The organism is Eisenbergiella tayi, assembly GCF_001881565.1.
Taxonomy (GTDB): domain Bacteria; phylum Bacillota; class Clostridia; order Lachnospirales; family Lachnospiraceae; genus Eisenbergiella; species Eisenbergiella tayi.
In genome coordinates this window covers 568,271-579,535 of record NZ_MPDJ01000001.1, presented here as the reverse complement: position 1 = coordinate 579,535, position 11,265 = coordinate 568,271, and the positions used below count along the sequence as shown (strand labels likewise).

Below are 11,265 nucleotides of genomic sequence, written 5' to 3'. Positions count from 1 at the left end.
TGTCGCGATAGGTAAAAGGATTGGTCGTGTTTGTGAAAGACGCAGACGTAAAATAATGCTACACTGAAAATACTTCAGGAAACAACGATAAACTGATTAAAGGAGAGGATTATATGAAAAGGAAAAGTCTTGCAATGCTTATGGCACTGACTCTGGCGGCAGGGACACTGACGGCCTGCGGAGGTTCTGCGGCAACAGCTCCTGCGGAATCCGCACAGACGGGCACAACGGCAGGTACAGAGGCAGGTTCAGAGAATGGGGACGGACAGGCAGCGGAGGAAGGCACCGCGGCTGCGGCGGGGGAGGTACAGCTGCCGCTTACCGAGGAGCCGGTAACCTTGAAAGCCTGGATGGCCATTGATGCCACGACTGCCAATAATATAACGACCTATGCAGAGACACCTGCGGCACAGGAAGCGGAAAAACGTACAGGAGTACATATTGAATATTCCCATCCTGCCACAACTGCCACACAGGAACAGTTCAACCTTCTGGTGGCAAGCGGCAACCTTCCTGATATTATGTGGTATAACTCCAACAGTGCCAAATATACAGGCGGTATGGATGCGCTCATTGATGACGGGATTTTCCTGGATCTGACGGACTATCTGCAGTATATGCCCAATTATGTGGCTGCCATGAAGAGAAACGAAGAAACAGGGCTGCAGTGTAAGACAGATACCGGACGTTATGCGGTGGCCTGGATGCTTAATGTGGAGAAGGAATGGGACTGGGGAGGCCCGCTGGTACGTAAGGACTGGCTGGAGGACTGCGGCCTGGATACACCGGTAACCTATGACGACTGGTATGAAATGCTGAAGGCATTTAAAGAGCAGAAGGGTGCCACGGTTCCTATGCTTACCGGTGCCAAGGAATTTTATAATATGCTGGAGGATCTGAATGCAGGTTACGGCGTAACGGATGATTTCATCAATAAGGACGGAAAAGCAACCTATGCGCCGATACTGGATGATTATAAGGACTTCATGAAGCTGATGAACCAATGGTACGCGGAAGGATTGATTGATCCGGAATTCATGACCAGAGATACCCAGGATCAGTCCACCATGGCCAATGACCAGACCGGTGTGCATTTGTTCGGTGTATGGACCTTCCCCAGTATTTTTGAAGCAAAATATGGACAGGAATGGGTGCCGGTACCTTATCCCGTAAAGAGTGAAGGCGAGGTTGCCCATCTGGGATGGCAGCAGTATGAAATCTGTTCTGACGCCCTTGGTATTACCACCAGCTGTAAGGATCCCGTGCTTGCGGCAAAATGGATTGATTATTTCTATTCTGAGGAAGGATCCCTTCTGAAGAATTATGGTATTGAAGGAGAAACCTTTGAATATATCGACGGTGAACCTCAGCTGAATGATGAGGTCCGCAAGGCTAAGGCGGACGGCACCAAATCCGGCTATGATTATCTGGGAGTTGCGCTGACAGGCATTTATGACTGGAAAAACTCTCTGTACGGCAACGATGAAAAGAACCTGGTATGCTATGATGTTTGGGACGCATCAACAGACGGCTCCTATGTCATGCCTCCTATTTCCATGACCTCCGATGAAGGCACCAATTATTCCGCAATCATGGGCGATATTACCACCTATGTACAGGAATGTACGGTTAAATTCATTACAGGGGCTATGGATGTGGATAAAGAATGGGATAATTATGTTTCCCAGATTCAGTCCATGGGCATCGAGCAGGCAACCGAATATCAGCAGGCAGCATTGGACAGATACTTTGCCCGTTAACCGGCTCATTTTCCGGCTGCAGCGGTAAAGAAAACGCAGCAGGAACACCGTGATGGCAAAAGGGAAGAAGGGCGCCGCTCTACGGGGCGGCGTCCTTTCCCCTATTTCAAGTAAATAAGGAGAAGGTTATGAATGCGTTAAAAAAAGACCTTAAGAGGAATTATTCTCTGTACCTGATATTCCTGCCTACAGTTATCTTTTTTGTTATTTTTTCCTACGGCCCCATGGTGGGGCTGCTGATGGCTTTTCAGAACTACAAGCCTCAGCTGGGATTTTTCAGAAGCCCTTTTGTCGGTTTCAAGCATTTCCAGGATTTTTTCCAAAGCTATTATTTCTGGAGATTGTTAAAAAACACTTTTTTGATCAGCTTTCTGGATCTGCTGGTTGGATTTCCTCTTCCCATTATTTTCGCTTTGCTTTTGAATGAGGTGAGAGGGAAATTTTTTAAGAAAAGTATTCAGACCATCAGCTATATGCCTTACTTCGTATCCATGGTAGTGGTCTGCTCCCTGGTAAACCAGTTCTGTTCCCAGAATGGCGCGATTACCCAGCTGTGGTCCATGATTACCCAGAATGAACCGGCAAGCCTGATTGCCCAGCCCCAGTTTTTCCGGGCCATATTTGTGGGAAGCAATGTATGGCAGAGCCTGGGCTATAATTCCATCATATATATCGCGGCCCTGGCCAGTGTGGATCAGGAGCTTTACGAGGCTGCCGTAATCGACGGAGCCAACCGCTGGAAGCAGACGCTGCATGTAACGCTTCCCGGTATTTCCAGCACCATCATTATTCTTTTGATTCTTCGCTGCGGACAATTGCTGAATGTGGGATATGAAAAAATCATCCTGCTCTATGGTCCCAGCACCTATGAAACTGCGGACGTTATTAATTCCTTTGTATACAGAAAAGGTCTGCAGGAGTTTAACTATGGCTATTCAGCTGCGGTGGGTCTGTTTAATTCTGTGATATCCTTCATCCTTCTGATGACGGTAAACAAGATCAGCGCCAAGGTTTCAGATACAAGTCTGTTCTAAGGAGGAAAGAGGAATGATTCGATCCAAAACTGTGGGATATAAAATCTTTACCGTAATTAATTATGTCATACTCACCCTGATAGGATTCCTCTGCCTGGCGCCCATGCTCCATACAGTGTTTGCATCCTTCAGTGAACCGGGGCCCTTAAGCGCCCATATCGGTTTTATTTTCAGGCCTCTGGGCTTCACCCTGAACGGCTATGTCCTGGTATTTCAGAATCCCAATATCTATACAGGTTATGTAAATACCATCATTTATGTAATATTTGCCACCCTTCTGGGGACGGTGCTCACCATAACTAGCGGCTACGTATTATCCAGAAAACAGCTGCTGCTGAAAAACCAGATGATGTTTTTCCTGGCGTTTACCATGATGTTCAACGGGGGCATGATCCCTTTCTATATGGTGGTGCGTAACCTGGGAATGCTGGATACCAGATGGGCGCTGATTATACCGGGCTGTGTGAATGTATTCAATATCATTATCATGCGTACCTCCATGGCGGAAATCCCGGATTCTCTGGAAGAAGCAGCCAGAATCGACGGCGCCGGGAATATGACCATTATGATGAAGATCGTAGTGCCTCTTTCCAAAGCAACCATTGCGGTTGTGGTTCTGTTCTATGCGGTAGGACAGTGGAACTCCTGGTTCAATGCATCTATTTTTCTTCAGGACCGCTCTTTGTACCCGCTTCAGCTCATCCTGAGGGATATTCTGATACAGAACGATTCTTCCCAGATGAACCGAAGCGATCTGGAAAATAACATGGCTATCTATAAGGACTTAATCAAATATTGTACCACGGTAATTGCCACGCTGCCTATTTTGTGTATTTATCCGTTTGTACAGAAGTACTTTGTCAAGGGAGTCATGATCGGTTCCGTGAAAGGGTAATAAAGCAATACTATAAAAATCAAGGGAAAAACAGGGAGGGATTATCTGATGAAGCAATTTGTCTGGGATTATAAGGATGAGGTAAAGCCTTTAAAACCGTATTGGAATATGTGTGTGGGAAGCTGTCACGGCACGACTGCTTTGCGGCAGGATTACAGGGAACAGCTGGAGAAATGCCAGAGGGAGCTGGGCTTTCGGTATGTACGGTTCCATGGGCTTTTTGATGATGATATGAGTGTGCTCACCCGTCCCATGATGGGGGCCAAGGATGAGTGGGTGGTTTCGTTTACCAATGTGGATTCTGTGTTTGATTTCCTGCTGTCCATAAATATGAAGCCTTTTGTGGAGATCGGTTTTATGCCGGAGGCTCTTAAAAGTAAGGAGACTACAATTTTTCACTATAAAGGGAATACTTCCCGGCCGGCAAGCTATGAAAGATGGGACTGGCTGATCCGTCTGTTTGCGGAGCATCTGACAGAGCGGTATGGGCTGGGAGAAGTGCGGCAGTGGTTTTTTGAAGTTTGGAATGAACCCAATCTGGGCGGCCCGGATTCTCCTTTTGGTTTCTGGGCGGATACGATGGAGGAATATTTTAACCTGTATTCCCATACCGCACGGGCGCTGAAGGCGGTGGATGAACGGCTGAAGGTGGGAGGGCCTGCCACTTCGAATAATTCCTGGATCCCGGAGTTCCTGGAGTATTGTAAAAAGACGGGAACGCCTGTGGATTTTGTTTCCACCCATCATTATCCCACGGATGTGGTTTTGGGGTATGGAGTGGAGGACAGCCAGAATTTCATGACGCCTGAGGAAGGGGAAAGTGTGGAGGATTTTCTGGAACGCAGAAAAGAGCAGCATGAGAGGCTGTGGGAAAAGGTGGACAGGGGCGTCCTGACGCAAATGACCCAAAAGGCCGTGAAAGAGGCCGGCGGTCTTCCTGTTTATTATACGGAATGGAACAGCGGGGCGGGAATTGCTTCCGACGGCCCTTTTGGTTCCTCTTTTATCCTGAAAACGATTATGGATTCCGTGGATCTGGCGGAAGGATATTCTTACTGGACCTTTTCCGATATTTTTGAAGAAGGAGGAATGCCTTACAAACCTTTCCACGGCGGTTTCGGCCTGCTGAATCTGCAGGGGATACCCAAGGCGTCCTACCGCGCTTTCCAGCTGCTGAATAAACTGGGGGATGAAAGGTATGTCAGAGCCGGGGCCCAGGGAACCGTCGATGTATATGGAATAAGAAAAAATGCATGTCAGGCAGTCCAGTTCCTGGCGGTGAACCATCATTCCCTGCTTCATGAAATAAGGGAAGAGGAGATTCAAATCCGCCTTACCGGGGCAGCCCCTGTAACAGCTGCCGTCGAACGGCTGGATGAAGCCCATGGAAATGCTTTGGCATGCTGGCAGGGGATGGGGGAACCGGATTATCCTGACCGGGCACAGCTGGCGCTGCTGGAAGCGGCGTCTTATACGAAAGAAGAGACAATGGAAATAAATGATGGTACAATAACCTTAACCCTTCCCCCCATGGGAGCGGCGCTGATTACCATGTATTTATAATGAAAATAGAGTCCGCACATACAGGCAGCAGAGGAAGCCGGTATGTGCGGCGCCAGTATGGCAGAGACAGGGAGGATTGTATTATGAGCTATGAAATTAAGAACCCGCTGCTGCCGGGATTTTACCCGGATCCGTCGATTGTGCGGGTGGAGGATGATTTTTATATGGTGACCTCATCCTTTTCCTTTTATCCCGGAGTTCCGGTTTTTCACAGCCGCGATTTGGCACATTGGGAGCAGATCGGGCATGTGCTGGATCGGCCGACCCAGCTTCCTTTGGGGGCGGACTGGATATCGGGAGGTATTTTCGCCCCTACGATCCGGTATCATGACGGACTTTTTTATATGATCACCACCAATGTGGATCACGGCGGGAATTTTATTGTTACCGCTCAGGATCCGGCGGGGCCCTGGTCGGAACCGCACTGGATTGAAGGGGCTGAGGGGATCGATCCTTCCCTGTTCTGGGATGAGGACGGGACCGCCTATTATACCGGTACCAGTTCCGGAGAGGACATGCGCCATAATAAGATATGGATCAGCCGGATAGACCTGACGGATTTCAGGCTTGTGGGAGAAAAGAAAAAAATCTGGGGCGGTTCCCAGGTGCTGGCATGGTGTCCGGAAGCGCCTCATCTGTATAAGAAAGATGGCTGGTATTATCTGATGATAGCCGAAGGGGGTACCGAGCATTTCCATGCGGTGACCATAGCCAGAAGCAGGGAAGTGATGGGGGACTACGAGGGTTATGACGGAAACCCGATCATGACCCACAGACATCTGGGAATGGGAGCCCCTATTGCCAATACGGGACATGCGGATATTGTGGAGCTGAAGGACGGCAGCTGGTATATGGTCATGCTGGCTTCCCGGCCGTACGGCGGCTATCACAAAAATATGGGAAGGGAAACCTTTATAGCCCCCATGGTCTGGGAAAACGGATGGCCTGTGGTGTGTCCGGGAACCGGAAAACTGGATTGGGCTTACCCAGCCCCGAATTTGCCGGAAGCGCCGGTGGAAGAAATACCGGAAACTGATGATTTTGACGAAAAAGAGCTCGCTTTCTGCTGGAACTGTCTGGGAACTCCCGCGGAAGGGGACTTCCGGCTGGAGGACAGCTGTCTGAAAATCAGAACTACGGCGAGGCCCATGGAACCGACAAGCCCGGAAGTCATGGAAAAAATACGCTCCGGTATGCTTCCCAACGTAAACTGTTCCGGTTTTGTCGGACGCAGGCAGCAGCATATGAGCTATACGGCGGTTGCCAGAATGCGGTTTGAACCGGAAGAAAGACAGACGGCGGGGCTGATATTGCTGCAGAATAACTACCATTCCCTGAAGGCGGAAATGACCTGTGAAAAGGGGAAACGGATACTGCGGGTGGTTAAAGGATATCTGACCCAGGAAGCGGAAGTCACCTATCATAATGTGGATATGCCCTATCAGAAAGAAATCTGCGGGGAAAGGGAATGGAATTCGGATACGGTAATTCTGGAACTGAAGGCGGAAGGACAGAAGAATACGTTTACGGCGGTGGAAGAGGATGGCACCAGACATGTACTGGCATCGGAACTGGACGGAGGTTTCCTTGGTTCGGAAACAGCCGGAGGTTTTGTAGGGGCCTATGTAGGGATGTTTGCAAGCGGGAATGGAGTGGAAGGAACGAACTTTGCCTGCTTTGATTCCTTTATGTACCGGCCGGAAAGTTAAAAAGTGCTTTACGCAGGATTATGAAAAAATAAAAAATTCCCGGCCGCCGCTGCTGTATGCATCGGCGTACCGGGAATTTCAGTTTTCGTTCGTTTACAGACAGTTTTTTGGAATGTGAATGCGTAATATCCACAGCAATTCCGGCTTAATAGTTCGTGTCCTTTTCATAAAATGCCGTATAAGCATCCTGCAGCTTTTTCAATGTAACCGGATCTTTTCCGCCTATCGGATTCCCGTCCAGTTCATCCGCGGCAATACAGAGGCCGCCGGAACTGCTGATTATCACTTCATCCGCCGCCCTCAGTTCATCCATGGTAAATACCGCTTCTCTGGTGGGAATGCCGTTTGTCTCTGCAAGCTCCAGCAGGTGCTTCAGGGTAATACCGGGCAGAATCAGGTTATCTCTGGGAGGCGTACACAGAACGCCGTCTTTTATCATAAGGACGTTGCTGTGGGCACATTCCGTAACCCTTTCCCCTCTGTGGAAGACTGTTTCCTGGCAGCCTGCTTCCGTGCAGCGCTGATAAGCGATTACGCTGGGAATCAGGTTCAGGGTCTTGATGTTGCAGTGGAGGAACCGGGTGTCCTCCATGGATATCAGCTTAAAGGTACTGTCCATGGGAACCAGTTCGCAGGGAACGGTAAAAATCATCAGGTTGGGAGTAACATCCGCAGGCGGGAAATTATGGGCCCGCAGCGCCGTACCGCGGGAACACTGCCAGTAAAGCATGCCGTGATCGATTTCATTGGCGTCGATGCATTTCTGTAATTCATTTACCAGGGTTTCACGAGGCATATCAAAAGGAATTTCCAGCATCCTGCAGCTGTTGTAAAAACGGTCCACATGATCCTTAACCGCAAAAATATGATTGTGGGCAAAGGTAGTGGCATCGTAGCAGCCGTCTCCGAAATATACGGCCCGATCCAGCATGGGGATTTTCATTTCCTCCAGAGGCCCGATTTCTCCATTGTAATAACCTACATATTTCATACTAACCTTCTCCTTATATGTAATCCTCTATTTTTTATTTTTATACCGGATAATTTTATAGCCGCCGATAAATAAGGTGGGCAGCAGATAGAACAGGATAAATCCATAGGAAAGATAGGAATATCCTTTTTCAATCAGTGTCACAACGCCGATACGGGAAAGAAGCAGCGCCGCAAGCAAGGTGATCACCGTGATAAGCCCTCTGTTTTTATCGGTCAGTCTGGCATTTCCCCTTTCCTCCAGGGCGATATCAAAACGGTCGATGATCATATGGATACAGCCTGTAGCCGTTTCCACCAGGGTCCAGCCCATGACGATGCTGAACAGGGCCAGAAGGACCGGGCCGCCGTTAACCGCCTTGATCATTTCCATCCAGGGAGTGGCTACATCAGCCCCGACAATGGAGGTATCCCCATAGAAACACATCATGGCAAAATAAGAGAGAAACCAGGGGATAACCATCAAAAGCCCTGCAATCAGGCCGGAAAAGAAGGTTTCCTTCCGTTTCGTCTGTCTGGTAAGGGAGAACATCCCCATGGGGATTGAATTAATATTATACGCCACATACAGGATTCCTGTCCAGATGCACAGGCCAAGGGTAACCTTGCCGTCGTAAGCGCTGGTGTCCGCAGCGGCGAATACCTGGGGAATATTGCTGCCCTTGCTTATCAGGACAATGATGGTAAAAAGGATATAGCCTCCGTACAGAAGAATGGTTCCCACGGACTCGAATTTTTCAATGACCTTGGAGCCTTTGAAATTCAGAAGCCCGCATAGAAGGACGATGACAACCGCTCCCAGGAAATTAGGAAGCCCGACCTGTTCGAAAATACTTCCGGTGGCCGCTGCCATAACCGCAATGAGCATGATCGCAATTAAGACGGTGAGAACATCCATCACCGGCCATAAGGGGCCGATTACCTGTTTGATGTAATTTTTATAATCATATACCTTGTAAATGCGGCAGATTTCAAAGGTAAGGAAGGCGAACAGAGCAAAACCGATACCGATGGTAAGACCGGATATCCAGCCCATTGCCCCGAATTTGGCTCCATAGGAATAGATTTCGCGTCCTGTGGCATATCCCCCTCCTATCAGAACGGACTGCAGCAGCACGCCGGGCAGAATATATTTGGCATAACCGCCCTCGTAAAATTTTTTCAGACTTTTCAATGGTAAGCACCCGCTTTCTTCAGTAATTCACCCAGGCATCGCAGGGTTGGAATGGATTGCTGCCTGCAAAGCTGTGTAATTAATAAATAGAATTATAGAATAAAAAATAGGCAGTTGCAAATAGGAAGATTGCATATTACAATAAGAAAAACTTATTACAGAGTTCGAGGAGATCACAAAACGGGTTTTTATGGAAATGGAGGGAAAGGGATGAACCTGAAACAGCTGGAATATTTTGTGTCCGTGGCAGAAACCTTGAATTTTACGAAGGCGGCAAAAAAATGTTTTATATCCCAGACGGCTATGACGCAGCAGATCCGGGCTTTGGAAGAAGGAATCGGGGCCGCTCTTTTTATCAGGGACAAGCATCATGTGGAGCTGACGCCTGCGGGCAGGGTATTCATGAATGAAGCGAGGGTAATACTGGCCCGGGCGGAGGAGGCCGTAAAGCTGGCCCGATCGGCGGCGGAGGGAATTTCCGGCTCCATTTCCATCGGCTTTATCAGGGGATACGAGCAGAGTCTGTTTTCCGAAACGCTCCGGAATTTCCATGAAGCCTATCCGAATATTTCCATACGTCTGATCCGGGAAAATATGAATGCATTATATGGCCTGCTGGAGGATGGGGAATGTGACGTGGCATTCAACCTTTCTCCCAACGTGTGTAAATTTCAGGAACTGAGCCATCACTTCCTGAAGGCCTATCCGCTGATGGCCGTTCTGTATCCGGGTCATCCGCTGGCGGCAAGAAAGCATCTGAGCTATCGGGAACTGGCGGGAGAAGAATTTATTATCATGCAGCCCAAGGGACGGCCTAATGATGAGGCGGAGGAGGTGATCCTGTGTTATAACAGGGGCGGCTACGTTCCCAATATTGTCAGCAGGGAAAAGGAGGTACAGACCCTTCTTCTCATGGTTTCCGCAGGGCTTGGCATCGCCATACTGCCGGAATATGCCGTCAGATATTACAGAAATACCCGTAATCTGGTGGTTATCCCCATGCTGAAGGAAGAAGGGGAAAAGGAAGAGGAAACACTGGACTTTGAAGTGAGCTGGTTAATGGAAAATCATAATCCGGCTATTGAGAAACTGCTGCAGTGGGTGAAGGTAATGAATGTGACCGAATAGGGTGCAGAAACATGCGGGGTTCCATGGCTTCGGAAGGAAAGAAAGCAGGAAGCGGCATATTTGGTACTGTTATGGAAAACAGAGACATAAACTGGATAATAAACACAGATAACAGAGACAGGATATGCAGAATATTGTTATTGATATCATGAATCAGTTCGGATATCTGGGAATCGGGCTTTTAATCGTGGTGGAGACCGTGTTCCCGCCCATTCCATCGGAACTGATCCTCACCTTCGGAGGTTTTTTGACAACCTGTACAGAAATGACGGTCATTGGCGTGATACTTGTTTCCACTGCGGCATCGGTGGCAGGGGCCTTCCTGCTGTACGGACTGGGGGCACTGTTAAGTCCGCAGAGGTTTGAAAAATTACTGGACAGCAGGCTGTGCAGGAGGCTGGGGTTTAAAAAGGATGAAATCGCCAATACGCTTCAATGGTTTAACGGACAGGGAAGAAAAGCGGTATTTTTCGGAAGATGCATTCCTATTATACGAAGCCTTATTTCCATTCCCGCGGGTATGGCCAGGATGAAGCTGCCGGTGTTTACCCTGTTTACGGTGGCGGGCAGCCTTATCTGGGATACCGTACTGGTAACGCTGGGGGCGGTGGCAGGAGAATCGTGGAACATAATTACGGAATATCTGGATACTTATTCCGCACTGGCCTGGATCGGGATTGGGACATTCGCGGTGACTTTGGGGCTGAGTATGTGGAAACGGAAAAAAAAGGCATGAAAAAGGCAGGGGTATGCCCTGCCTTTTTCGATTCCTTAACCTTTATAAATGAAATTCTTTGAACAGTTTTTCCTGATATTTCTCATCTCCTGCTGCTTTTATAATGTCATCCGTCCGGTTTTGTTCAGCCAGAAGACGGTTCAGGCGGTTGACTCTGTCTAAAGTGTACCCCTTGTCAAGGACAAATTTAAGAAGAAGGGATACTATGTTCTGAATAGATATTGTTATATTTCTTCTTCCTTTTCTGGTTCATTTATTATTCCTCTAAGAGGATAA

9 protein-coding genes are annotated in these 11,265 nt (G+C 48.5%); 7 read left to right on the top strand and 2 right to left on the bottom strand.

Annotated features, from left to right (window positions below):
• Positions 1–113: 113 nt before the first annotated feature.
• From BLA28_RS02395 to BLA28_RS02375, 5 genes are all read left to right on the top strand, one after another.
• Positions 114–1,760, top strand: coding sequence for a type 2 periplasmic-binding domain-containing protein (locus BLA28_RS02395; RefSeq protein WP_069155871.1), 1,647 nt, complete (start codon positions 114–116; stop codon positions 1,758–1,760).
• Positions 1,761–1,888: 128 nt separating this feature from the next.
• The gene (locus tag BLA28_RS02390; protein WP_044973234.1) at positions 1,889–2,794 is read left to right on the top strand and encodes an ABC transporter permease; all 906 of its coding nucleotides are present in this window, start codon (positions 1,889–1,891) and stop codon (positions 2,792–2,794) included.
• A 13-nt stretch (positions 2,795–2,807) separates the two neighbouring features.
• Positions 2,808–3,689 (top strand): carbohydrate ABC transporter permease, encoded by an 882-nt coding sequence (locus BLA28_RS02385; protein WP_044973236.1) that lies wholly within the window; start codon positions 2,808–2,810, stop codon positions 3,687–3,689.
• Positions 3,690–3,737: 48 nt separating this feature from the next.
• Positions 3,738–5,252 (top strand): GH39 family glycosyl hydrolase, encoded by a 1,515-nt coding sequence (locus tag BLA28_RS02380; protein ID WP_069155870.1) that lies wholly within the window; start codon positions 3,738–3,740, stop codon positions 5,250–5,252.
• An 83-nt stretch (positions 5,253–5,335) separates the two neighbouring features.
• Entirely contained in the window at positions 5,336–6,961 is a 1,626-nt protein-coding gene (locus BLA28_RS02375; RefSeq protein ID WP_069156575.1) for a glycoside hydrolase family 43 protein, read from the top strand.
• 145 nt (positions 6,962–7,106) lie between these two features.
• On the opposite strand, the gene BLA28_RS02370 is transcribed toward BLA28_RS02375, so the two are convergent.
• On the bottom strand, positions 7,107–7,952 hold the full coding sequence (locus tag BLA28_RS02370; protein ID WP_069151957.1) for an aminotransferase class IV: 846 nt from the start codon (positions 7,950–7,952) through the stop codon (positions 7,107–7,109).
• Positions 7,953–7,979: 27 nt separating this feature from the next.
• Complete coding sequence (locus BLA28_RS02365; protein WP_044964585.1) at positions 7,980–9,125, bottom strand: YkvI family membrane protein; 1,146 nt, start codon at positions 9,123–9,125, stop codon at positions 7,980–7,982.
• 210 nt (positions 9,126–9,335) lie between these two features.
• On the opposite strand from BLA28_RS02365, the gene BLA28_RS02360 reads away from it, so the two are divergent.
• Both BLA28_RS02360 and BLA28_RS02355 read left to right on the top strand, forming a co-directional pair.
• A complete protein-coding gene (locus tag BLA28_RS02360; protein ID WP_069155869.1) occupies positions 9,336–10,253 on the top strand; it encodes a LysR family transcriptional regulator in 918 nt (305 codons plus the stop codon).
• 124 nt (positions 10,254–10,377) lie between these two features.
• The gene (locus BLA28_RS02355; RefSeq protein WP_069151958.1) at positions 10,378–10,989 is read left to right on the top strand and encodes a DedA family protein; all 612 of its coding nucleotides are present in this window, start codon (positions 10,378–10,380) and stop codon (positions 10,987–10,989) included.
• Positions 10,990–11,265: the final 276 nt, after the last annotated feature.